Source organism: Chryseotalea sanaruensis, assembly GCF_003990915.1.
Classification (GTDB): domain Bacteria; phylum Bacteroidota; class Bacteroidia; order Cytophagales; family Cyclobacteriaceae; genus Chryseotalea; species Chryseotalea sanaruensis.
The window spans coordinates 132,309-155,929 of record NZ_BHXQ01000006.1; the positions used below are offsets into that span (position 1 = coordinate 132,309).

Genomic DNA, 23,621 nt, shown 5'->3' on the forward strand with positions numbered 1-23,621 from the left:
TTATGCGTATTGTTGATATAGTTTATCCATGAAGTCAATGTATTCTTGCATAGCAACTTCTTTAGATTTCCCTTTCAATTCTGCCCAGGCATCGTGCTTAGCTATGGCTTTAAAGTCAAATCCTCCGGGTCTGTCTTCATTTACATCACCTTCGCTACCTTGCTTGTACAAGGCATATAATTGCAAAAGTTCTTCATTGCTTGGGCGCTTCGTTAGTTCTTTAGAGCGGGCAGCTGCGGCTTCAAATTGTTGTTGTAATTCCATAAAAAAAGGGGCTGATAAATCAGCCCCTAAGTTAGTATAATTTGTCTCTACTTATCGTTTTGTAATGTCTACATAAGCACGACTTTGCGTACCCACATAAACCTGACGTGGACGACCAATAGGTTCTTTATTTTCACGTAATTCTTTCCATTGAGCAATCCAGCCTGGCAGACGACCCATTGCGAACATTACCGTGAACATATCTACCGGAATGCCAAGTGCTCTGTAAATAATACCAGAGTAGAAGTCCACATTAGGATACAACTTTCTTTCGATGAAGTAAGGATCGCGCAATGCAATTTCTTCAAGCTTCATAGCAATTTCCAATACTGGATCGTTGATGCCTAATTTAGCCAACACATCGTCAGCCGCTTTCTTTATGATTTTAGCACGCGGATCGAAGTTCTTGTAAACACGGTGCCCGAAGCCCATCAAACGGAAAGAGTCGTTTTTATCTTTTGCCTTGTTGATCCACTTTTCAATATTACCACCATCTTGTTTGATGGCTTCCAGCATAACTATTACCTCCTGATTTGCACCGCCATGCAATGGTCCCCAAAGAGCATTAATACCGGCAGAAATTGAAGAGTAAATACTGGCTTTTGATGACCCGACAATTCGCACAGTTGAAGTTGAGCAGTTTTGCTCATGGTCAGCATGTAGAATAAGTAGTTTATCAAGTGCATTGGCTACTACCGGATCTACTTCATAATGTTCTGCAGGAAGTGCATACATCATTTTTAAGAAACGTGAACAGTAGTCAAGGGAGTTGTCAGGATAATTTACAGGGTGTCCCACAGCATTTTTATATGACCATGCTGCGAAGGTTGGCATTTTAGCCAAAGAGCGCACAATGCTTAAATAAACACCTTCAGACGATCTGTTAGGATCAAGTGATTCAGGGTAAAAGGCAGTTAAAGAACAGAACAACGAAGCCAACACGCCCATTGGGTGTGAAGTAGAAGGGAAACCATCTAATATCTTCTTGTTGTCTTCGTGTACCAACGTATGTTTTGTGATGTCGCTGGTAAACTTGGTTAATTGCTCCTTAGTAGGGAGCTCACCAAAAATAAGCAAATAGGTAACCTCCAAAAAAGTTGATTTGGCTGCTAAATCCTCGATGCTATAACCACGGTAACGAAGAATCCCCTTATCGCCATCAAGAAATGTAATGGCACTTTTGGTTGAACCTGTATTTTTATAACCAATATCGAGTGTGGTTAAGCCGGTTTTTTCCAGCAACTCACTTATGTCGATTGCGGTTTCTTTTTCTGTCCCTTCTATAATCGGCAATTCGTAAGTCTTGCCATCGTAAATAAGTTGTGCAGTTTTCGCCATTAGCTTCAGATTTTAACGGTTAAAGATAGAACCGATCATTTGTTTGAAAAAGCCGTTTAAATTAATTATTTCCTAAAATCAATGGCATGCCATCTTTACCTGATCCAACAACTATTATTTTGGAATTAGGTGATTTTGCAAGCTCTAAAGTAGCCTCTATACCACGCATTTTAAGTAGCTTATCTGTTAAGCTATTATTAATGATAAGATTGGCTCTTGATTCACCTTCGGCTGCAATACGTTTACGCTCTGCCTCACTTTTTTCCTTGTCAAGACGGAACTGGTAAGCCAGGGCTTCCTGCTGCTGTTGTAACTTACTTTCAATAGCTGCTTTGATTTGCTCTGGCAGGTTAATAGAACGGATAAGCAGGGCCACCATGTGTACATTGTTGGCAATCAGAATTTTTTCGCATTCCTCTTTGATGGTGGTTTCTACTTCGGCACGCTTGGTTGAGTAAATTTCTTCTGCTGTGTACCTACCCATTACCTGACGAACGGTGGACCTTACTTCGGGGGCTACCAGGATGTTTACATAATCTTTGTTAAAACGTTCGTGAATGTAACCAATCTTATCAGACACAGGGCTGAAGCGAACAGATACATCAACATGAATGGAAAGACCACTCTTATCAAGTACATCCATGTTCTCATCTCTTGATTGTTCTCTTACACTATACACATAAACTTCGTTCCAAGGTGCCTTGGTGTGGAATCCAGGACCCTGAATATTCTCTTTGTCAAGTCCGGCTCCGAACTTGTAAAAAAGAACGGCTCTGTCGCCAGCTTCAATAGTATAAAAGAGGCTTGAGGAAATTCCGGCAATAATAAAAAGGGTAATTACCCCCAACACAATAAAGGGTACAAGTCTGCGGTTGTTCATAGTTGTTTTTTAATGAATAGGAAATTTAGCTTATAAATAGCGCTTATCAAATCAAGTTAGGCAAAGTGGTCACATTTTTTAATGTTAAGTTCTCAGGGTTGACAATCCACCATCAATACCAACAATTTGCCCTGATATCCATTTAGCTTTTTGGGATAGAAGGAAAGCTGCCAGCGAGGCTATGTCATCGGCTGTGCCGATCTGTTTGAGTGGATGTCGTTCGGCTGAGGCTTTTTTCTTATCATCATTGGCCAAAAGTTTTGCAGCCAATGGGGTATCCGTTAGTGACGGGGCAATGCAATTGACTCTGATTTTGGGGGCCAGTTCAGCGGCTAGCGATTTAGTAAGTCCCTCCAGGGCGCCCTTCGCTGATGCAACTGAGGCATGAAATGGCATGCCTTGTGCAACAGCTACTGTACTAAAAAAGACTATAGCACTTTGCTCAGCATTTTTTAATTTGGGTAATACAGCCTGAATGACTTTTACCGCTCCCAGAACGTTAATATTAAAATCATCACTAAAATCTTGCGCGGTCAGACGATGGAAAGGCTTGAGATTAATACTTCCGGGGCAGTAGGCGATTCCATCCAGGCGCTCCGGCAATGTTGAAACATCGAACGAATCTGTAAGTACATCAAATTTAAGATCACCGGTACGTGAGGCAGTAATTACCTGATTACCTTCTGTTTTAAGCAAGCTGCTAAGGGCAAGACCAATGCCGGAACTGGCACCTACGATGAGATATGTTTTAGACATATTCTCCTAACAATTAAAACGGGTAATTGTTAGCGAAGGGTAACTATATGAGGTGGAAACTGTCTGGTCCTGAAAAATAAAAAGAGCCTCACAAATGCGAGGCTCTTTTGCATACAAATTTTATCAGGTTTATACAGAGGCTTTCACACGTGGTGCGCCTGCCATTATTTCGTCATTAGCAAACTCTGCAAATTTTTCAAAGTTCTTCATGAATGCAGAAGCCAGGTAATTTGCTTTTTCATCGTAAGCATTTTTATCCGTCCAGGTATTGCGAGGATTTAAAATCTCTGCGGGAACACCAGGGCAGCTTTGTGGTTTGGCAACACCAAATACTTCGTGGTTTACATAGTCTACTTTATCAAGCTCGCCATTTAAAGCGGCTGTGATTAATGCTCTTGTATACTTCAGGCTCATACGCTTACCTATACCGTAAGCACCACCACTCCAACCTGTGTTCACCAACCAAACGTTTACGTTTGTCTCGCGCATTTTACGACTCAACATTTCTGCATACTTCGTAGGATGTAAAGGCATGAATGGAGCGCCAAAGCAAGCTGAGAAAGTCATGGTTGGTTCCGTTACACCTGCTTCAGTGCCAGCAACCTTTGCTGTGTAGCCTGAAATGAAATGGAAGGCTGCCTGACCAGGATTTAACTTTGAAATAGGAGGTAATACTCCGTAAGCATCACAAGTAAGAAAGAAGATGTTCTTAGGATTTTTTCCTAGTGAAGGAACAGCAATGTTATTGATGTGATCTATAGGATAGCTTACGCGTGTGTTTTCAGTGCGCGATCCATCTGCAAAATCAACTTCGCTTGTACCTTTTTTATAAACAATATTTTCAAGAATTGCACCGGGCTTAATAGCACGGAAAATATCCGGTTCTTTTTCTTCAGTTAAGTCAATACACTTTGCATAACACCCTCCTTCAAAGTTGAAGATGGTGTTATCTTCAGTCCAGCCGTGTTCATCATCACCAATCAATTTGCGGTTAGGGTCGGCAGACAAAGTTGTTTTACCTGTGCCTGACAATCCAAAGAATAAAGCAGTATCACCAGCTGAGCCACTATTGGCAGAGCAATGCATGGCTAATACGTTTTTCTGATGTGGTAAAACAAAGTTTAATACAGTGAAAATACCTTTTTTGATTTCGCCAGTATAACCGCTGCCACCAACTAATATTATTTTTCGTTTGAAATCAATAATAGAGAAATTATGTTGACGGGTTCCATCAACTTCAGGATTGGCACGGAAACCAGGTGCATTTAAGATTAACCATTCAGGCTCAAAAGTTTTTAGTTCCTCTTCTGTAGGACGCAGAAACATGTTATAGACAAACTGATTCGACCAGGCATATTCATTAAGTACACGTACTTTCAATGCATAGCGCGGATCAGCACAAGCAATAGCATCGCGCACAAAAAAATCTTTACCATTAAAGTATTGTATCATTTTACGGTAAAGCGCATCAAACTTTGATGATTCGAAAGGAATGTTAAAGTTATTCCACCAAACACTGTTTTCAGTCACCTCGTCTTTTACAGTGAATTTATCTTTAGGAGAACGCCCCGTGAACTCACCCGTATCGATGGCAATAGCACCGCTGCTGGCGATGGTACCTTGTCCTTTTGCGACTGCGATTTTGGTCAGTTCAGCTGGAGATAGATTCCAATGCGCGGTTCCCTCAAAAATGCCCAAGTTCTTTAAGAATGAATTCTCCGGTTTTATTCCTATTTCTTGCATGGTGAATTTAGTTTTAAGACCCCAAAGGTAAGAAAAATAAGACTTCAAACGATTGCGGCAACGATATATAATCTTGTTTGGGGGTTGCGAAAATCGTTTGTATGGCCTACTTTGCCCCGACTAAAAAATTTTGTTTGGTTTGGCATTTATAGACTGCATTATTTGGTCTTGTAAGCAGGAAAAACAAAATAATTTTTTGACCAAAACTTAAACCGTTTCATGACCTTAAACCAACGTTTTCAGGAAGTCCGCAATGGATTTTCCTCTACTTTCTGGATTGCCAATGTCCTTGAACTATTTGAACGCCTTGCCTTTTATGGCGCCAAGGCTATTTTGGCTTTTTACCTCGCCAAAAAAGTAGGGCTTGAAGACGAAGCCGGGGCTTTGGTAGGAACCTTCTTTACAGGTGTAATATTTTTCTTACCAATTTTTACCGGTGTACTTGTAGACAAATATGGTTTTAAGAAAACGCTAATGGCTTGTTTTTCAGTATTTGCTATTGGCTACTTTTTAATTGCCCTTGCCGGTATGGAGTGGGGTCAGGATATAGTGGCATCAGTAGGTGCCAGAAATTATGTGATTGCTGTTTTAATGTTTACTGCCGCGGGTGGTTCATTGATTAAGCCTTGTATTGTGGGTACGGTTGCCAAAACAACTAACGAAAGTTCCAGAGCCTTGGGTTTTTCTATTTATTACTCATTAGTAAACCTAGGCGGTGCCATTGCTCCAATTATTGCTTATTACATCCGTCAGGATTTAGGAATTGAATATGTGTTGGTGATGTCTTCGGTGACTTCTCTTTTATTACTATTAGGCACACTATTGTTCTTCAAAGAACCGGCAGTAGCCGCTGGTGAGGGTGAGCAACGCACTTTAGGCAAAGTGTTTTCAGATATGATTATGGTATTCGGTAATTTCCGATTCATCACTTTTCTTTTAATCTTCTCCGGTTTCTGGATTATTTTCTGGCAAATATTTTACCTGCTTCCGTTCTACGCAACGGATGTGCTCGGGTATGAAAAATTTGAATTTTTAGAGACAGTAGATGCCTTCTGTATTATAGTATTCAGTCCTGTGCTAGCCGTACTTTTTAAAAAATGGAAAGCATTTACAGCCATGACTGTCGGTTTCCTATTGGCAAGTATAGCATGGGTTATTGTGGGTGCTGTACCTACTGTAACTGCAGCAGTAATCGGTATAGCAGTATTCGCTTTTGGTGAAGCTACACAAGCCCCTAGATTTTATGAATATGTAAGTAATCTGGCTCCTGCTAATCAGGTGGGCACTTATATGGGGTTTGCATTCTTACCTGTAGCATTAGGTTCAATTGGTGCTGGCTATTTAGCCGATTGGTTAAGAAATAACTATATGGAAACAAACCCAGCTGCGATGTGGTATATTTTAAGTGCCGTTGGTTTCCTGTCTACTCTTTTAATGATTGTTTATGACAGAACATTGGTAAAGAGAACTGCTTAAATCTTAAACTTTCAATTTTAAACTTTTAATGAAGTGTAATGGCCTCTAAAATCTTTAAACCCTACATCGCTCCTGAGCAAAACATTGCAGAGTTTACAGTAAAGTCTGTTGTGTTCGGTTCGCTCTTCGGTATTCTCTTCGGATGTTCTACAGTATATCTGGCACTAAAGGCAGGTCTTACGGTTTCAGCATCTATTCCTATTGCAGTAATTGCCATTACACTTGGACGTAAATTTTTAAAGACAACTATTTTAGAAAATAACATTATTCAAACTACAGGTTCGGCTGGTGAATCTATTGCTGCTGGTGTAGTATTTACCTTACCTGGTTTTTTATTTTTATCGCCAGGTGATAATGGTGTAAGTGTTGGTGAAAGTTATTTTAACTACCTCACCATTTTAATTCTTGCAGCCTTTGGTGGTGTGTTAGGTACATTGATGATGATTCCACTGAGAAGATCACTCATTGTAAAGGAACACGATACCTTGCCTTATCCTGAAGGAACTGCCTGTGCTTCTGTATTGCAAGCCGGTGAAAAAGGAGGCGTGTTTGCCAAGACTGCTTTTATTGGCATGGGTGTAGCCATGGGTTATGCCATTCTGCAAAAAGTATTTCATGTAATTGCGGAAGTACCTGCTTATGTTACCACACAAGCAAATAAATTCTGGCCATCGGCTACAACCAATGCAGAGATCACACCAGAGTATTTAGGTGTAGGTTATATAATAGGACCAAAAATTGGTGGCGTGCTTGTAGCAGGTTCTGTATTGGCCTGGTGGGCTATTATTCCCTTGCTTTCTACCTTAGTGCCGATGGAAGTGGTGGCAGAGCAATTGGTTAGCCTCGGTTACCTTGCTGACATTAATACTGCAGGTGGTAAAGGAAGCTGGGATCCGGCCACGAAAACTTTTGCTAATCCTTCCAGCGCTTTGTACTTCGCTTACATTCGTCAGATTGGTGCCGGTGCTGTTGCAGCTGGTGGTTTTATTACGTTGATTAAAACTATTCCTACCATTGTTAGTTCATTCCGCGACAGCGTGGCTTCATTAAAGGAAAAAAGTGAAACCAGTGTTTTGCGTACTGATCGTGATCTCTCTTTTAAAGTAGTAATTGTAGGTAGCATAATTTTAGTAGGTTTAATGACGGTGCTTCCTGGTATTCCGGGTGATGGCTTCCTTCAAAAATTATTGATTGGTATTCTTATTATCATTTTCGGTTTCTTCTTTGTAACAGTGGCAAGCCGGATTGTTGGTTTGGTTGGTTCCAGTAACAGTCCTATATCTGGTATGACCATCGCTACGCTGATGGGCACTTGTTTAATATTTACCGCCATTGGCTGGAGCGGTAAAGTGTATGAACCGCTGGCTTTAGTAGTAGGGGGTATGATTTGTATTGCTGCTGCCAACGCAGGGGCGACTTCTCAAGATTTAAAGTCAGGCTATATTGTTGGGGCAACACCACGCTATCAGCAGATTGCTTTGTTCATCGGGGCTATTGTTTCTTCCATCGCTATAGGCTTGGTGGTAAAAGTATTAGATACCCCAACTGCAGATATGGCGGCACAAGGTATTACACACGCTATTGGCAGCGAACGTTATCCTGCTCCACAAGGTACTTTAATGGCTACATTGGCTAAAGGTATTTTATCCTACAACCTCGATTGGCAATTTGTAATGGTGGGTGTATTTATAGCGGTAATGATTGAGCTGTGCGGCATTAAGGCATTAGCTTTTGCCATTGGTTTATACTTACCTCTATCTACAACGCTACCTATTTTTATTGGTGGTGCTATTAAGGGTGTGGTTGATTGGAGAAGTGAGAAGAAAGGGGAGGATAAACAAGATGAAGATCTTGGCAGGGGTAGCTTATTTGCTACTGGTTTAATTGCCGGTGGGGCTTTGGCTGGTGTTATTGTGGCTTTACTTTCTGTAAATGAGAGTATTTTCATGGCAATGAAAAACATTAGTGCTGAGCATGGCTTAACAGAAATGCTGGGTGCCAATGGTTATTCTATTTTAGGCGTACTATTTTTTGTGGCCATGGCTACTATGTTGTATCGCCTGGCTGTTAAAAAAGATTAGGTATTTATACGCACAATAAAAATCCCCTGTCTGGTGAAGGCAGGGGATTTTTATTGTGCTGATGTTTTAAAACTTATCAGGGATCTGGATAATGCGAACAACAATTTCATGTGGATCGCCATCTTTATCTAATAAACTGAATTTAACCATAGGGTTATCTTTTTTCAGTTGTGTTTCTACATTGATGATCTGATTGTCAAGCAAATGCTTCTGAATTTCTTTTTGAAGAATAAACAGGGCATTAGCAAAATCAACTTCCAGAGGGCTGGGATTGTAAGTTGTAGTCTTCATTTTTAATTAATTCAAAATATCAAATTCAACGTTTCACATTCCCGGATTCGCACCTGAATCTTGAACTATAAATATTGAATTACCAGCGAATCAATGCAGAGGCCCATGTAAAGCCGCTACCGAAAGCTGCGAGACAAAGTAAATCATTTTCCTTGATTTTACCTTCACCCCAGGCCTCACTCATGGCAATAGGGATGGAAGCAGCCGTTGTGTTACCGTACCGCATGATATTATTATAAACCTGATCATCGCGTAAAGCGAGTTTTTCCTGAATATATTGACTGATGCGTAAATTAGCCTGATGGGGTACTAAAAGGTCAATTTGGTCTTTAGTCATATTATTCGCAGTCAGGGCTTCATTAATTACCTCCATGAATCTAACCACAGCATGTTTGAAAACCTGATTGCCATTCATGACCACTTTAAAATGGGTTGTATCTAAAATTTGGTCAGGCTGGCGTTCTTCTCTTGGGCGACTGCTGCCAGGATCGCGTACATATAATTCCTCAGCAAAGCGGCCATCGGAATGAAGATGGGTGGATAAAATACCTTGCTTCTCGGAAGGCTGTAAAATTGCTGCTCCAGCACCATCTGCAAAAATAACCGCTGTATTACGACCACGGGTGGTCATATCTATGGCGGTAGATTGCATTTCGGCACCCACTACTAAAATGGTCTTATACATACCACTTTTAATAAACTGATCGGCTACTGAAAGTGCATAGATAAAGCCCGAACATGCATTGCGAATGTCTAATGCTCCTATACTCTCCAGACCTAGTTCGCGTTGCAATAACACCCCTGAGCCCGGGAAGAAATAGTCGGGGGTAATGGTAGCAAATACAATAAAGTCTATGTCTTTTTCTGTAAGCTTGGCACGCTCTAAAGCCATTCTGGTAGCCTTTGCTGCCATGTTGGCAACGGTATCTTTGGTCGGATCAGCATAACGTCTCTCCTTGATGCCGGTCCTTTCTGTAATCCAGTCATCATTGGTGTCTATTATAGTGGAGAGATAATCATTGGTAATAACCGTTTCAGGTACATGATGACCCAGGCCGACAATTTTAGAGTAGCGCATACAGTAAATTAATTGCACCAAGTTAAGCAATTGTTGGTAATTGCTAATGACTGTTAGTTAGTACTGATTTTATACTTATTAGAAACCAATTTGACTCATCTAAGCAATTTTTTGGCCACACCTCCAAGCATCTTCAAAGGAGAGGATGAATATGGAGGCTTAACTAAACGACATTGTTATCAGAAACTGAAAGCTACGTTTACCCTAAAAGCCAGATTGTCTTTTTCTGTGGGTAACTGATAAGCACCATAGCGGTAAAAGGCAGAAAGCCCAAGCCCCAGGTACCCAACATCCAAATAGTTAAAACGAAGGAGATTGTTTAAACCAACACCAGATTCAACAAAGCCGTCATCCATACTTTGAAGAGTAATGGTATTCAAATTTTGAGATTGGAACTGTGTTGTTGAAAGGGTAGTCAGGCCCATATTGTGATACAACAAAAGTTCAGGTTTACTAAAACGTGTGTTAATGAAGATGTTACCCAAATTATGTTTTAGAAAAGCAGCTGCGTAAAAGTTCCCTGTAAATTCATAAAGTCCCATCGTTTGAAAGTAACCATCTGTTTCAACACTACTTTCATTTTTTCCACCAAAACCGGAGAAGAGTTTACTATACGGTGCCAACCCTTCCATATAATGTGTCTGTAGGATTAAATTGCTTTTACCAATCTTTCTGATATGCTTCACGAATTTTGCACTGAAACTTATTCGATCATATGTGAAGAAATCAGCATCTAATAGATCAATCGCTTTTGTGTAAGTAAAAGCTAAAATTGGATATTGGGTGGAGAAAGGAATTTTTTTACCAAGGAAACTCAGGTTTTGTTCTTTATGAAAATAGCGAAGTGAAATGCTACTTTCAACAAGTGTGAAGTTGTTGAGTGTTTGCTCGGCAGTTTCAAACTGGTAGACATACAGTGGTGTTAACGTTTGATACGAAAGAGAGGGGAGTACGTATAATCCTGGGAAGAGTTTAAAATGCAAGGCCAGAGAATAACTTTCTATTTGATCAAAACGCTCGGCCAAAAAATTTCTAAATGTGGTTCCAACATTTTGTATAGGCTGACGAATATTATTACCTACTTCAATAATGTCATTTTGGTAGGTGAGCTTCATTTTAAAATCGTTCCGCTTATCTAAAATCAATTCTGCATCCCCACCATATTTAAATGCTTTGTCGCGAAAACCATAACCAAAGTAACCACCTACTTTAAATCTTTTACTGAATGAGGAACTTGTATGTAAGCCAAGTCCCAGTCTTGCCCCTTCATATTCATTGGCAGTGATAAAGCGCGTGAGATCTATTTCTAAAAGTCCCAGTGGTATGCTGCGCGTTGCAAGTGCATCAAGCATTTTTTCCATTACTAAAACGCTTTTGAGTTCTTTGAGTGTGTCTAAAACGGTGTAGGTATTCCTTTCTAATGAATCGAGTGGATTACCTCTGTATTGATTTACAACAGACTCGCTTCTCTCATCCTCAATTTTCTCAAGTATCAACTGGTTTCCTGAAAATTCATTTGCTTTTAAATTGGTATTGATCTGAATGTTGCTTAAAAAAGTTCTGTGGATGAGACGCATACTTCTGCCGTACATTTTCATTTCAGCAAAATCCAAATCGGTATTCAGTTGCGCAGGAAACCATTGATTCCCAACTTTTTCATAGTTCTGTTGCACCACTACTTTTGTTTTAGCCAACGGATCGGCAGTGGCAGCTACTACATTCTTAATTGCCCAGCCATCTACAGAAATAGAAAGGAAACCTTTGAGTCCATCAAAATTTCTATTTGGTCTGGGAGCGAACTCAATAATGTAAACAGTATCCTGTTGATGGAAGGTGGTGTCTGACAAATGGAATTCGTAACTGCTGAAAGTACCTGGACTAATTGGGTTAAGATAATCTTTACTTAATATATTCAGGTAGCTTGAATAAAACGAAAAGGGTTGGAAGTTAGTAGCCACATTAGCAAATAATGGACTTCTAAATCCTGAAACTTTTAAACCAATCAGTTTTTCTTCAGTATGCCCCGGATTGAGTACTTTTTTATTGGTAACTGACTCAGACATAAAGAAATTCATCCTTCTGGACAGACTGTCAAAAGTAATCAGTTCTTTTTGGCTCTTTTTTAATTCACTTGTATCGCGAATCGCGATAAGTGCATTGATGGTTGAATCAGTTTTAGCATCTACTTCTGAAGGAGCAAATACGACTTTGTTGTAAGAGATGTATTGGTAATCGCGGAGCTTATCGGGATTGTTGTTATCTCTGTTTTTAATCACATTTCTGATCAGGGCGTGTGCAGGGTTTTCGCCTGCTACGACTGTTACCTCTTGTAAAGTGAGTGATAAAGGCTTTAGTAAAATCAATGCATGACTTCTTTTAAAGTCTGGATAAGTAAACACCAATTTTTCGTATGCAACATGACTGACGATGATTTCACCGTTGTATTGTTCGGGAAGGCTAAGCGTGAACTGTCCCTCTATGTCAGTACTGGTGCCTGCACGACCATTATTATAGGAAATATTGGCGAAGGCAATGGGATCGCGCGTACTCTTATCAAGTATCTGACCTTTCAGAATTACCTGTGCCTCAGGTTTTAAAGCAGCTGCTACCAGAAAAATGATCAATAGAAATCTCACCGCATTATAATTTTGAAGGAATTAGTTAATAATCTCCTTCAAAAATTACAAGCAATTTTTAGTTGATTGATTTCAGTGATAAATAAAGATTTGAAATGTTTAACGCAGTGCTTTTTCAATAAACTCGAACAATTCTTGTTTCAGGGTGTTAAAGCTCCTCGCAAAAGTAGACAGTTCTTCCATTAGTCCCTTGTGTTCATGAAAGTATTGTGTATCGGACTCATTTAATGATTGAAGCATGTCAGCCAACGCATTTTCGTGTGTGCGTAATTTACGGGCAAGTTTATCAATTACTTCCACATTGTAATACATGATCAAACTTTGGAAATGGCCAATTTTTTGTTTGTCTTCTATTTCAGTAAAAAATGCAGATTTACTAGTGAGCAACTTTTGAAAAAAATCAATCTCTTTTTTCCAAAACTCAGTAGCAGATAGCCATTCACGGCTTTGCTGATGCATATCTAACAGGCTGGGCTGTAGTATGTATTTATTGGTTGTTGATAATACAGAGATCATAGTTTTGTTGTTTTGTTAGTATAAAACTAGACAGATTCAATGTCTTTTAAACTGATACAAATCAGTCTTTTCGCTGATGCTTTTCAGCCTGCTGCGAAAATGGTTTCTGTAGCTTCAAATGTAAGTTTTAACAATTACTCCTATGAAAAAGAAGGAACCCGTAAGTCATATAATGACTAGCCATGTATATGCTGTAAACCATGACGATACTTTAGCTAATGTTGTAGATATTTTTCGCAAGCATAAAATTCGTCATTTACCTGTGTTGAAAGGGAAGTCTATTGCTGGAATTATCAGCAGCACAGATATTGATCGATTAACATTTGGTGCATTATTTGAAAGAGAAGATACTACTGATCAGGCTATGTTGGAAATGTTGACCATTCCGCATGTGATGACATCAAAAATGACGACTGTTTCGCCAGACACATCTATTAAAGAAGTAGCTGAGATTTTTGCTACTGCGCACTTCCATGCCTTACCGGTAGTGGAGGGAGAGAAGTTGAAGGGTATAGTTACAACGACAGACGTGATAAAGTATATGTTGGAGCAGTATTGATATGCTGATTCGTTGATTTGGTAATTTGAAGATTTGATGATGATTGATGTGTTAATTCGTTAATTCGGTTATTTGAAGATTTGTTGATTTGATTAATATTTATTTTTTTAACCAACAACCAACAACCAACAACCAACAACCAATGTCAATTGTCCATTGTCAATTATAAAACCACGTTCACAATCTTCCCTTGCACCACAATAATCTTCTTAGGTGTTTTGCCTTCACTCCATTTTTGTACTGTTTCTGAAGCCAGCACTATTTTCTCTATGTCTTCTTTTGGCATATCTAAAGCAAAATTCATTTTGCCTCTTACTTTGCCATTGATGGAAATAGGATATTCGTGTGAGCTTTCAGTCAAATATTCTTCATTGTGGATGGGGAAGGTAGCATCCAGAATACTATCCGCATGTCCCATTTTTTCCCAAAGCTCTGCCGTAATGTGTGGTGCATAAGGTGCTAGCACAATACACAAAGGTTCCAGGATGCTGCGTTTGTTACATTTAATGGAAGAAAGCTCGTTAGAGCAGATCATGAACTCACTGACCGAAGTATTGAAAGAGAAGTTCTCTATATCATGTGCGACTTTCTTGATGGTTTTGTGTAAAACCTTAAGTTCTTCACGTGTTGCTGCTTCTTCACTGATAGTGAAGTTTCCGTTTTTATCGTGGAAGAGATTCCAGAAACGTCTTAAGAATTTGTATACGCCATCAATGCCTTGCATGTTCCATGGCTTAGATAACTCCAAAGGACCTAGGAACATTTCATACAAGCGAAGTGTGTCTGCGCCATAGTTGCTTACAATGTCGTCAGGGTTAACAACATTGTATTTCGACTTAGACATTTTTTCGACTTCGGAACCGCAGATGTATTTGCCATCTTCAAGAATGAATTGTGCATCTTTATAGTACTCCCTCCAATTTTTGAACCCTTCAATATCAAGAGTTTCACCATCAACATACTGTATGTCAACATGATTTTCAATTGCATTTAAATCTTCGATATCGTTGAAAATCACAGAGAGTTTTCTTGAAGGATTTAGCTTATTTAATTCTTCTATATATTTGTTATAAATCTCTGTAGCCTCGGTCAGAGTAATTGTCTTGTTATGTATTCTTTGTGCAATTCCTCTGCTAACATATAATTCAGGTGTAATTGGATTTTCTTTGCTAGGGTTATCCATTAATGCGAAGTTAACCCTGTACACAAATTTGCTTATCCCTTGTATATGCCCCTGGTTAATCAACTTCTTAAATGGCTCTTCGGCTTCTACATAACCTAAATCTTTCAAGGCTTTGCACCAGAAGCGTGAATATAATAAGTGTCCTGTAGCATGTTCGCTGCCGCCCATGTACAAGTCAACATCTTTCCAGTAGCTGGTTTTTTCCTTGGCGGCAAATGCCGAATCATTTTTCGGATCCATGTAACGGAACCAATACCAACTGGAGCCTGCCCAGCCGGGCATGGTGGTTAATTCATGTGTAAATCCCTTGTAGTTCCAATCTTTTGCCCTCGCCAATGGTGGCTCTCCACTTTCCGTTGGTTTGTATTCATCAATCTCAGGAAGGGTTATAGGCAAATCTTTTTCTTCAACAAGCTTAGGTAAGCCATCTTTGTAATAGACAGGGAAGGGCTCACCCCAATAACGCTGACGACCGAAGATGGCATCGCGTAAACGGAAATTAACTTTTCCCTTACCGATTTTGAGTGCTTCTACTTTTTTAATACCGGCTGCTATGGCTTCATCCACAGTCAAACCATTCATAAAATCGGAGTTGACGATTTTCGCATCCCAACTCACAAAAGCTTCTTCCTCAACACTTGGTCCTTCAACTACTTGTCGTATGGGTAAATTAAAATGCTTGGCAAAACGGTGGTCGCGTTCGTCATGACCAGGAACGGCCATTACAGCACCTGTTCCATAACCAGCTAATACATAATCAGAAATCCAGATCGGAATTTGTTCGCCATTGAAAGGATTAACAGCATAAGCACCCGTGAAGGCACCGCTCACGCGTTTTACTTCACTCATGCGCTCACGTTCACTTCTGTTCTTAGCTACTTCAACATAGTTCTCGACAGCGGTTTGTTGCGCTTCAGTTGTAATTTGCTTTACCAACTCATGTTCGGGAGCCAATACTAAAAAGGTAACACCAAAAACAGTATCGATTCTGGTGGTGAAGACCTCAATTTGAGATTTCAAATTTGAGATTTCAAATTTGAACTGACAGCCCAGACTTTTACCGATCCAGTTACGCTGCATTTCTTTTACAGGCTCAGGCCAGTCAATGGTATCTAAACCTTTCAGTAAACGATCAGCATAAGCGGTAATGCGCATGCTCCATTGCAACATCTTAATGCGCTCCACAGGGTAACCACCGCGTTCGCTTACACCATCTTTTACTTCATCATTAGAAAGTACTGTTCCTAAAGCAGCACACCAGTTCACCATAGTTTCGCTTTGGTAAGCTATGCGATAGTGTTGCAGAAATTCTTCTTTCTCTCGCTCGTTAAAATTCTTCCATTCCTCAGCTGTGATTGATGGCGTTTCATCATCACACACAGCATTAATGGAGGCATTTCCATTTTTTTCTAACTCAGCAATTAAAGTCGAAATGTTTTCAGTTTTTCCGTCAATTATCAATTGTCCATTGACTATTGCCTTTTTGTTATACCACGCATTAAACAACTGCATGAAAATCCACTGCGTCCATTTGTAGTAAGCAGGTTCGCAGGTTTGGACTTCGCGACTCCAATCGTAAGAGAAACCAATTTGTCTGAGTTGTCTTTTATAGGTCTCAATATTTTTAGCAGTCGTAACAGCAGGATGCTGCCCTGTTTGAATGGCATATTGTTCAGCCGGTAAACCGAAGGCATCAAAGCCCATAGGGTGTAGCACATTAAATCCCTTGCTGCGTTTGTAACGGGAAACGATATCAGATGCGATGTAACCAAGTGGGTGCCCTACATGCAAACCTGCCCCGGATGGGTAGGGGAACATGTCCAGTACGTAGTATTTGGGTTTGTCAGAAGTATCAGAAACTTTGTAGGCGCCCTCTTTTTCCCACTTCTCCTGCCATTTCTGCTCAATTTTCTTGATCTCTTCCTTGCTGTATTCGGCCATTTTGCTCAGTTCAATGTTATGCGAACCACAAAAATAGTGAAAGCAAGGGAATTATACTTACTTCTCCAAGGTCTAACCATCTAGAGAGAAAACTACCTCAACTTCTCCAAGGTCTTACTTACTACAGCGTAAGACCTTGGAGAAGTAAGTTGAAAAGCGGCTAGCGTACGCTAGCCTTATCGATACGTTTGGGAGCATCTGTTCCGCTTACCATGGATCGGGCACTTAGGGCAATAGCGCGTATGGTAACCGTTATATTTTTAACATCCAAGGTTTCTACTTCATCATTCACTGTATGGTAAAATTTATCGATGTCAATTTCATCGGTGGAAATAGTATGTGCCGGCACTCCTAAACGTGCCAGTGTGGCATTATCAGAACGGTAGAAAAGATTTTGCTTTGGATAAGGATCGGGCATGAATTTAAAAGGTGTGCCTTCCAGGTTGCGTTGCAGAATTTCACCAAAATCCGAGCGCTCGTAACCGGTAATAAATGCATGGTCGCGACCCCACTTGGACGGCTTGCCAATCATTTCAATATTAAACATAGCCACTACCTGATCAGGATTAATTTGTTCAGAAAAATAACGTGAGCCATAACCTCCAATTTCTTCTGCTGTGAAGGCAACAAAAATCAAGGTGCGGTTATTATCTTTTATTTTTTTGTAGTAGTTGGCCAAAGCAATTACAGCGGTAGTGCCTGAGGCATCATCATCTGCACCGTTGGCGATGGAGTCACCATCAACAGCAGGCCTGATACCAATGTGATCATAGTGACCGGAGAAGACAACATATTCATCTTTCTTCTTTTTACCTTCAATCATGCCTACTACGTTAGTCATGGTAATGGATTCAATACTTTGCGTAGCCTGTACGCTGTAAGTATTGATAGGCTGATCGGTAACAACAAAAACTTTCGTGCCTTTGCGACCGGAGATGAGTCGTTTACCAAAATAACCTTTTAGTTCAGGGAATACTTCGAGGTAAGCAGGATGCACAATAACAAAAGCAGCGCTTGTATCGCGACTTAACATAAAGGCTTTGCTGATGAGTGTTTGTCTTTTATTGGCAATGGTGCTGTCGTAATCGATGCGAAGCATTCCAAAACCGCTATCGGTATTTACGTTAATATTTTCGGTGGCCAGCAATACTTTGTCGTTGCTTAAGGTTTGTCCGTTAATGGTTATTTGTGGAATACCTGGTACAATCAATTGCTTTTGAAATGCCTGACGGTAAGTTTTTTGACCAGCTAATGGTTTCAAACCAATTTTTTCAAATTCACTTTCTATAAAGGCTGTTGCCTTCTCCATGTATTCAGGTCGCATGGCAGGGCGTCCCATCATATCATCTGCAGCAAGGGTGCTGATAAGTCTCCCCACATTTTCTTCGGTGATGTGTTTGTCGACTTGTTGAGCCTTAGTTGTAAAAAGGCTGATGACTAATAAAGAGGTAAATAATAATCGCATGGTAACAAGGTTAAGTCTTAAAAGTATAGATTCAACAGGCAAAAGCAAAGTGAGCTTATCTTAATTGGCCATTAGCCTCGATCAAAGGCCAATAATTCATCCGCCATCTTTACAATTCATCCATCTGCCCCGACAGTTCAGTAACACTTTTTAGTAAAGAAGTCCTTTTTGGGGAAGATTTGAAGCATGATTCGATCACTACTCCACACAAGCCTTGCTCTCCTGCTCACTTTTTCAGCAGGATTTGCTCAAACACTTATCTCCGGAAAAGTTTCGGATGAAAAGGGAGAAGCCATTCCAGGTGCCAACGTATCCCTGAAAGATACTTACGATGGCGCCAGTGCAAATATTGATGGTAGCTTTCGTTTTTCTTCTACTGAAAAAGGCAAGCATATATTAGTTGTAACCTTTGTTGGCTACAAAAATTATGAACAAGCAGTTGAGCTGACAGGTGCACCGTTGACGCTGACCATTCAACTGAAAGAGACCATTAATCAGTTAGAAGCTGTAACCATCACAGCTGGTGCATTTACGGCCAGTGATGAATCGCGCAGAACTGTTTTTAAGGCGTTGGATATAGCCACTACAGCTGGTGCCACTGCCGATATAGCCGGTGCATTGAATACCTTACCGGGTACACAAAAAGTAGGAGAGAGCGGTCGTCTGTTTGTTCGCGGTGGCGAAGGCAATGAGACAAAAACTTTTATTGATGGTATGGTTGTGCTGGATGCCTACGGCCCGGCTGCACCAAACACACCTTCACGCGGACGCTTTTTGCCTTTTATGTTTAAAGGAACGAGCTTCAGTACAGGGGGGTATTCTGCAGAATATGGTCAGGCACTTTCTTCGGCCCTCGCCCTTGATTCTAAAGACAAACAAGAAGTAACAAGAACAGACCTTGGTATTTTATCAGTAGGTGGTGACGTTTCGCACACACAAGTTTGGGATCGTGCTTCATTAGCCGGTAAAATTCAATACACAAACATTAGACCCTACTATGGTCTGATCAATCAGGAAGTTAATTGGAAAAAACCCTTTGCTTCCTTAGAAGGCAGCAGCGCCTACCGCAAAGAAATCGGTAAGCATGGTATGTTAAAAGCCTTTGGTAATTTCAGTACATCTTCCTTCAGTTTATACCAGCACGACATTGCTGATCCTTCACAGAAAAGATTATTGAACTTAGATAATAATTATGCTTATGCCAATGCTTTTTATAAAGATCAGTTATCAGAGAAATGGATAATTCGTGGTGGCTTATCGTATACCAACATTACCAATGATGCGAACATAGAAGGAGATAACGCGGATGAAAAAGAAGAAGGGATACATACCAAAACCGTTGTAGAAGGTTCACTATCGGATAGAGTAGAGGTCAAGGCTGGTGCAGAAGTGATTACACGGTCATATGAGCAAGTATTACGCTCATCATTTTTCCCAACGGCACGTATATTGGCTTTTAAAGAAAATGTAACAGCCGTATTTGCGGAAGGTGATGTTTATGCCTCTAACGCATTTGTTACCCGGGTGGGTGTAAGGGCCGAGCACAATAGCTTATTAAACGAAGTAAGTGTTGATCCGAGAATTTCACTAGGCTATAAACTTAATACCAATGGTCAGTTCTCTTTGGCGTACGGTAACTTTCGTCAATCACCTAAAAATGATTGGTTAAAACTAAATAACAATCTGCAGCAGGAAAAGGCGCAGCATTATATTGCCAACTACCAATACATTTCCAATAACAGAACCTTCCGTGTAGAAACTTATTATAAGGCTTATGAGGATTTGGTAAAATTCACAACTGGTCAGGAAGAGTTAAGCAGCAATAATGGTAAGGGTTATGCAAAGGGTCTGGAGTTTTTCTGGCGCGATAATCAGAGCATTGATAACGTTGACTACTGGGTGAGTTATTCTTACCTGGATACAAAACGTGATTACTTAAATTATCCCAATGAAGTGATGCCTTCATTTGCATCTGAGCACAACTTCTCATTTGTGTACAAGCACTTTGTGTCAAAGTTGAAAACACAGTTTGGAGCCACTTATTCTTACTCCAGCCCACGTCCTTTCAACAATCCAAACGAAAGCACTTTTATGGATGGTCGTACACCAGCTTACCACGACTTAAGTATTAACATCAGTTATTTACCGAAGTCTAATGTGATTGTGTATGCCTCTTGTACCAACATACTGGGTCGAGAAAATATTTTCGGATACGAATATGCAGCAACACCCGATGTAAACGGTGTGTATGCAGCAAGAGCCATTCGTCAGCCGGCACGCAACTTTTTATTCCTCGGTGTCTTCATTACGCTTTCAAAAGATAAGGGAATGAATATGTTACCATCACTGTAAGATTTAAGATTTAAGATTTACGAATAACGAATAACGAATAACGAATAACGAATAACGAATAACGAATAACTATAATCCAAAAACTATGAAAAACTTAAACATCATCCCCCTCATCATTGGACTACTTGTATTTGCGGCACAATTTACTTTTGCCAATGATAAGTATACTGAAATTATGCAAAAGAATATCGAAGCTGCGTATCAGGCAAAAAGTGTGGAAGAATTTCAATCACTGGCCAATACTTTCCACAGAATAGCAGAAGCTGAGAAAACGAAGTGGGAAGCTTTTTACTACGAAGCATACGCATATGTGATGATGACAAATCTGGAAAAAGATCCAACAAAAAAAGATACTATGCTGGATGCTTCATTAAAAGCACTGGAAGCTGCCAAGGCTTTGCAACCAGGTGAGTCGGAAATGGTGGCGTTAGATGGTTTTATACATATGATGCGTGTTACAGTAGATCCGGCTTCACGTGGACAGCAATATTCAGGCATGGCCTTTCAATCGTTTAACAAGGCTGTAGCGATGAATCCTGAAAACCCCAGAGCCTTGGCCTTATTAGCACAAATGGAATTTGGCACCGCTAAGTTTTTTGGTTCGTCTACTGCTGACGCGTGTGCTACAGCAGCAAAGGCTGTGGACAAATTCGAAAACCAAAAGCCGTCTTCTGTGTTGAGTCCTATGTGGGGTAAAAACATGGCGCAGAGTTTGAAGGATAAGTGTCAATAACGAATTTTTTTAAAACATACTTAATACACTAACTTTAGAAAAATATGAAATCCATACTTGCATTACTTTTGGTTGCTTTGATGACCACAGCCTTTCGCTCTGAAACAAAGGGTTCTTTAGTCGTTTCACTTTCGAACATTACCCAGACCGGTAAAATTAATGTCGCTATTTATCGCGAAGGAGGAGATTTTCCTGATGATAAGTTCTTGGTAAAGACACAAACAGGAGATTGTAAATCTGGTGTGTGTACTTTTAAATTTCAAGATTTACCTTTTGGAGAATATGCCATTGCTATATATCAGGATGAGGATGGAAACGGTAAGCTAAATACAGGTACTTTCGGTGTGCCCACAGAACCCTTTGCTTTTTCAAATAATTTTAAACCGCGCTGGGGAGGTCCTAGTTTCGAAAAGTGCAGCTTTAAGTTTCAACAAGACAAGCAAAGTATTTCAATCACTATGATCAACTCTCTTTTCGGTGGTGATTAAACTAAATTCATTCAATTTTGGAAAAGCCAATAACCCACAGCAATAGAAGAGTTAAAGAATACGGAAGTGTTTTTGTCCTTTCAATAGTAGGCTCAACAATCCTAACATATTTTGCCTGCACTTCTTGTAATGTTGACGTATCAAAATTTGCACTTACTTCTTTTTTCTCAGCTGTGATGTGGGCTGTGCTTTGGATAGGCAATGGTGAGTTGGCTTCTTTTTTAAGCACGAAATTTCCATGGGTAAAAATGCCCATAACACGGTTGTGGACTGGTCTTATCTCTACAGTGATATTTACAACCATTGCAGCTATTGGACTTTTAAAGTTATGGGAGTATTCCCGTAATATTCGGTTCAATGATTATTCAGATTTTGTAATAGTTTCACTGATCATTACTTTTTTTATTTCATTGACCATGCACGGTCGTGAGTTTTTGTTGCAATGGAGAAAATCAGCGGTAGATGCCGAGCGTTACCAGAAGGAAAGTATGACAGCTACTTATGAGAGCTTGAAAAGTCAGGTAAACCCGCATTTTTTATTCAATAGTCTCAATGCACTGACTAATTTGGTTTATGAAGATCAGGATAAGGCGGCAAAATTCATTAAGCAATTATCAGAGGTGTACCGTTATGTATTGGATACTAGAGATAAGGAACTAGTGCCAATAGCGGATGAGTTGCGTTTTTTAGAATCTTATACTTATCTGCAACGCATTCGCTTTGGTGATAAATTGAAAATAGAGAATACGTTAGATGCAACTCAATCGCTGGTAGCCCCTTTGGCTTTGCAAATGTTGGTTGAAAATGCAGTCAAACACAACGAGATATCACAGGATAAACCTTTAACTATCCGATTATACAGAGATGGAAACTTTCTTATTGTGGAAAACACTTTACAACGCAAGCTTAATTCCGGGGAAGCATCTTCAGGTATGGGATTAGATAACATTACTAAACGTTACCAATTTTTAGATAGTCGTCAGGTTCAGGTTGTTGAGGACGATCAACACTTTGTTGTTAAAATACCTATTATAAATCCTGTTGCATGAAGGTATTAATTATAGAAGATGAAGAGCAAGCAGCCAGACGAATTGAAAGCCTGATAAAGGAGCTAGTACCTGATGTTATAGTGCTCGACAAAATTGATTCAGTTAAACGTGCTGTCGAATGGTTTACCAACAATGTTGTTCCTGATTTAGTGTTGATGGACATACAACTGGCCGATGGTATCAGCTTTCAGATTTTTGACCAGTGCAAAGTAACTAGCCCTGTTATTTTTACAACAGCCTACGATGAATATGCACTAAAAGCCTTTAAAGTTAACAGCATAGATTACATTTTAAAACCAATAGATAAAGTTGAGCTAAAAGCGGCTCTTCACAAATTAAGTGTTAGCGGAAACACAAGTGCGAGTGATGCCCAAAGTAGACTGACTAATATAGAGCAAGCCATGCAAATGCTGACGAGGCGCAACAAAACTCGATTTGTAATAAAAGTGGGTGAACACTTAAGAACCATTGAGGTGGAGAATATCCTTTATTTCTTCAGTCAGGATAAAACTACCTTTTGCCATACCAACGAAAAACGTGACCATATTCTTGACTACACATTAGATCAGTTGGAAGAGATGCTGGATTCCAGGTCTTTTTTTAGAATAAACAGAAAATACATTATCAGTCCTAAAGCCTTCCAGGACATTATCAGTTATACCAACAGTCGTTTACGACTGGTCTTGAAGGATTCGGACGATCAGGATGTGATTGTAGCACGCGAACGTGTACAGGAATTTAAAGACTGGCTGGATCAGTAAAAACATCTAACATTTTACCTTAGAAACTGTT

19 protein-coding genes are annotated in these 23,621 nt (G+C 40.0%); 8 read left to right on the forward strand and 11 right to left on the reverse strand.

Annotation, left to right across the window (positions count from 1 at the left end; genetic code table 11):
• The 5 genes from SanaruYs_RS16205 to pckA all read right to left on the reverse strand — a co-directional run bounded on the left by SanaruYs_RS16205 (position 1) and on the right by pckA (position 4,981).
• Complete coding sequence (locus SanaruYs_RS16205) at positions 1 to 264, reverse strand: acyl-CoA-binding protein (RefSeq protein WP_127123642.1); 264 nt, start codon at positions 262 to 264, stop codon at positions 1 to 3.
• Positions 265 to 315: 51 nt separating this feature from the next.
• Positions 316 to 1,602, reverse strand: coding sequence for a citrate synthase (locus SanaruYs_RS16210; RefSeq protein WP_127123643.1), 1,287 nt, complete (start codon positions 1,600 to 1,602; stop codon positions 316 to 318).
• 61 nt (positions 1,603 to 1,663) lie between these two features.
• A complete protein-coding gene (locus tag SanaruYs_RS16215; protein WP_127123644.1) occupies positions 1,664 to 2,482 on the reverse strand; it encodes a prohibitin family protein in 819 nt (272 codons plus the stop codon).
• 84 nt (positions 2,483 to 2,566) lie between these two features.
• Entirely contained in the window at positions 2,567 to 3,238 is a 672-nt protein-coding gene (locus tag SanaruYs_RS16220; protein WP_127123645.1) for an SDR family NAD(P)-dependent oxidoreductase, read from the reverse strand.
• Between the two features lie 129 nt (positions 3,239 to 3,367).
• The gene (gene pckA / locus SanaruYs_RS16225) at positions 3,368 to 4,981 is read right to left on the reverse strand and encodes a phosphoenolpyruvate carboxykinase (ATP) (protein WP_127123646.1); all 1,614 of its coding nucleotides are present in this window, start codon (positions 4,979 to 4,981) and stop codon (positions 3,368 to 3,370) included.
• Between the two features lie 219 nt (positions 4,982 to 5,200).
• Between pckA and SanaruYs_RS16230 the strand changes: the two genes are divergently transcribed.
• Together SanaruYs_RS16230 and SanaruYs_RS16235 are read left to right on the forward strand one after the other, a co-directional pair.
• Positions 5,201 to 6,457, forward strand: a complete 1,257-nt coding sequence (locus tag SanaruYs_RS16230) for an MFS transporter (protein ID WP_127123647.1) — start codon at positions 5,201 to 5,203, stop codon at positions 6,455 to 6,457.
• A 38-nt stretch (positions 6,458 to 6,495) separates the two neighbouring features.
• Complete coding sequence (locus tag SanaruYs_RS16235) at positions 6,496 to 8,538, forward strand: OPT family oligopeptide transporter (RefSeq protein WP_127123648.1); 2,043 nt, start codon at positions 6,496 to 6,498, stop codon at positions 8,536 to 8,538.
• A 66-nt stretch (positions 8,539 to 8,604) separates the two neighbouring features.
• Here SanaruYs_RS16235 and SanaruYs_RS16240 read toward each other — a convergent pair whose 3' ends face one another.
• The 4 genes from SanaruYs_RS16240 to SanaruYs_RS16255 form a co-directional block, all read right to left on the reverse strand.
• Entirely contained in the window at positions 8,605 to 8,829 is a 225-nt protein-coding gene (locus SanaruYs_RS16240) for a hypothetical protein (RefSeq protein ID WP_127123649.1), read from the reverse strand.
• Positions 8,830 to 8,908: 79 nt separating this feature from the next.
• Positions 8,909 to 9,907 carry a beta-ketoacyl-ACP synthase III gene (locus tag SanaruYs_RS16245; RefSeq protein WP_127123650.1) on the reverse strand — a complete coding sequence of 333 codons (999 nt, stop codon included), beginning with the start codon at positions 9,905 to 9,907 and terminating at the stop codon, positions 8,909 to 8,911.
• Positions 9,908 to 10,086: 179 nt separating this feature from the next.
• Positions 10,087 to 12,543 carry a DUF5686 and carboxypeptidase-like regulatory domain-containing protein gene (locus SanaruYs_RS16250; RefSeq protein WP_127123651.1) on the reverse strand — a complete coding sequence of 819 codons (2,457 nt, stop codon included), beginning with the start codon at positions 12,541 to 12,543 and terminating at the stop codon, positions 10,087 to 10,089.
• A gap of 99 nt (positions 12,544 to 12,642) precedes the next feature.
• Positions 12,643 to 13,059 carry a hypothetical protein gene (locus SanaruYs_RS16255; protein ID WP_127123652.1) on the reverse strand — a complete coding sequence of 139 codons (417 nt, stop codon included), beginning with the start codon at positions 13,057 to 13,059 and terminating at the stop codon, positions 12,643 to 12,645.
• Positions 13,060 to 13,201: 142 nt separating this feature from the next.
• Between SanaruYs_RS16255 and SanaruYs_RS16260 the strand changes: the two genes are divergently transcribed.
• Complete coding sequence (locus tag SanaruYs_RS16260) at positions 13,202 to 13,618, forward strand: CBS domain-containing protein (protein ID WP_127123653.1); 417 nt, start codon at positions 13,202 to 13,204, stop codon at positions 13,616 to 13,618.
• Positions 13,619 to 13,781: 163 nt separating this feature from the next.
• Here the strand turns inward: SanaruYs_RS16260 and SanaruYs_RS16265 are convergent, their stop codons facing one another.
• Entirely contained in the window at positions 13,782 to 16,742 is a 2,961-nt protein-coding gene (locus SanaruYs_RS16265) for a leucine--tRNA ligase (protein WP_127123654.1), read from the reverse strand.
• A 160-nt stretch (positions 16,743 to 16,902) separates the two neighbouring features.
• Positions 16,903 to 18,207 (reverse strand): M20/M25/M40 family metallo-hydrolase, encoded by a 1,305-nt coding sequence (locus tag SanaruYs_RS16270; RefSeq protein ID WP_127123655.1) that lies wholly within the window; start codon positions 18,205 to 18,207, stop codon positions 16,903 to 16,905.
• Positions 18,208 to 18,393: 186 nt separating this feature from the next.
• Between SanaruYs_RS16270 and SanaruYs_RS16275 the strand changes: the two genes are divergently transcribed.
• The 5 genes from SanaruYs_RS16275 (at position 18,394) to SanaruYs_RS16295 (ending at position 23,590) form a co-directional block, all read left to right on the forward strand.
• A complete protein-coding gene (locus SanaruYs_RS16275) occupies positions 18,394 to 20,559 on the forward strand; it encodes a TonB-dependent receptor (RefSeq protein ID WP_127123656.1) in 2,166 nt (721 codons plus the stop codon).
• Between the two features lie 85 nt (positions 20,560 to 20,644).
• Positions 20,645 to 21,292 (forward strand): tetratricopeptide repeat protein, encoded by a 648-nt coding sequence (locus SanaruYs_RS16280; protein ID WP_127123657.1) that lies wholly within the window; start codon positions 20,645 to 20,647, stop codon positions 21,290 to 21,292.
• 44 nt (positions 21,293 to 21,336) lie between these two features.
• Positions 21,337 to 21,780, forward strand: a complete 444-nt coding sequence (locus SanaruYs_RS16285; protein WP_127123658.1) for a DUF2141 domain-containing protein — start codon at positions 21,337 to 21,339, stop codon at positions 21,778 to 21,780.
• Positions 21,781 to 21,797: 17 nt separating this feature from the next.
• Positions 21,798 to 22,829, forward strand: a complete 1,032-nt coding sequence (locus tag SanaruYs_RS16290; protein WP_127123659.1) for a histidine kinase — start codon at positions 21,798 to 21,800, stop codon at positions 22,827 to 22,829.
• Positions 22,826 to 23,590 (forward strand): LytR/AlgR family response regulator transcription factor, encoded by a 765-nt coding sequence (locus SanaruYs_RS16295; RefSeq protein WP_127123660.1) that lies wholly within the window; start codon positions 22,826 to 22,828, stop codon positions 23,588 to 23,590. Before SanaruYs_RS16290 ends, SanaruYs_RS16295 begins: the two co-directional genes overlap by 4 nt.
• Positions 23,591 to 23,621: the final 31 nt, after the last annotated feature.

Bases quoted from the DNA above. Each gene is read 5' to 3' on its own strand.
- SanaruYs_RS16205 (WP_127123642.1), bottom strand. From the start codon at position 264: ATGGAATTACAACAACAATTTGAAGCCGCAGCTGCCCGCTCTAAAGAA.
- SanaruYs_RS16210 (WP_127123643.1), bottom strand. From the start codon at position 1,602: ATGGCGAAAACTGCACAACTTATTTACGATGGCAAGACTTACGAATTG.
- SanaruYs_RS16215 (WP_127123644.1), bottom strand. From the start codon at position 2,482: ATGAACAACCGCAGACTTGTACCCTTTATTGTGTTGGGGGTAATTACC.
- SanaruYs_RS16220 (WP_127123645.1), bottom strand. From the start codon at position 3,238: ATGTCTAAAACATATCTCATCGTAGGTGCCAGTTCCGGCATTGGTCTT.
- pckA (WP_127123646.1), bottom strand. From the start codon at position 4,981: ATGCAAGAAATAGGAATAAAACCGGAGAATTCATTCTTAAAGAACTTG.
- SanaruYs_RS16230 (WP_127123647.1), top strand. From the start codon at position 5,201: ATGACCTTAAACCAACGTTTTCAGGAAGTCCGCAATGGATTTTCCTCT.
- SanaruYs_RS16235 (WP_127123648.1), top strand. From the start codon at position 6,496: ATGGCCTCTAAAATCTTTAAACCCTACATCGCTCCTGAGCAAAACATT.
- SanaruYs_RS16240 (WP_127123649.1), bottom strand. From the start codon at position 8,829: ATGAAGACTACAACTTACAATCCCAGCCCTCTGGAAGTTGATTTTGCT.
- SanaruYs_RS16245 (WP_127123650.1), bottom strand. From the start codon at position 9,907: ATGCGCTACTCTAAAATTGTCGGCCTGGGTCATCATGTACCTGAAACG.
- SanaruYs_RS16255 (WP_127123652.1), bottom strand. From the start codon at position 13,059: ATGATCTCTGTATTATCAACAACCAATAAATACATACTACAGCCCAGC.
- SanaruYs_RS16260 (WP_127123653.1), top strand. From the start codon at position 13,202: ATGAAAAAGAAGGAACCCGTAAGTCATATAATGACTAGCCATGTATAT.
- SanaruYs_RS16265 (WP_127123654.1), bottom strand. From the start codon at position 16,742: ATGGCCGAATACAGCAAGGAAGAGATCAAGAAAATTGAGCAGAAATGG.
- SanaruYs_RS16270 (WP_127123655.1), bottom strand. From the start codon at position 18,207: ATGCGATTATTATTTACCTCTTTATTAGTCATCAGCCTTTTTACAACT.
- SanaruYs_RS16275 (WP_127123656.1), top strand. From the start codon at position 18,394: ATGATTCGATCACTACTCCACACAAGCCTTGCTCTCCTGCTCACTTTT.
- SanaruYs_RS16280 (WP_127123657.1), top strand. From the start codon at position 20,645: ATGAAAAACTTAAACATCATCCCCCTCATCATTGGACTACTTGTATTT.
- SanaruYs_RS16285 (WP_127123658.1), top strand. From the start codon at position 21,337: ATGAAATCCATACTTGCATTACTTTTGGTTGCTTTGATGACCACAGCC.
- SanaruYs_RS16295 (WP_127123660.1), top strand. From the start codon at position 22,826: ATGAAGGTATTAATTATAGAAGATGAAGAGCAAGCAGCCAGACGAATT.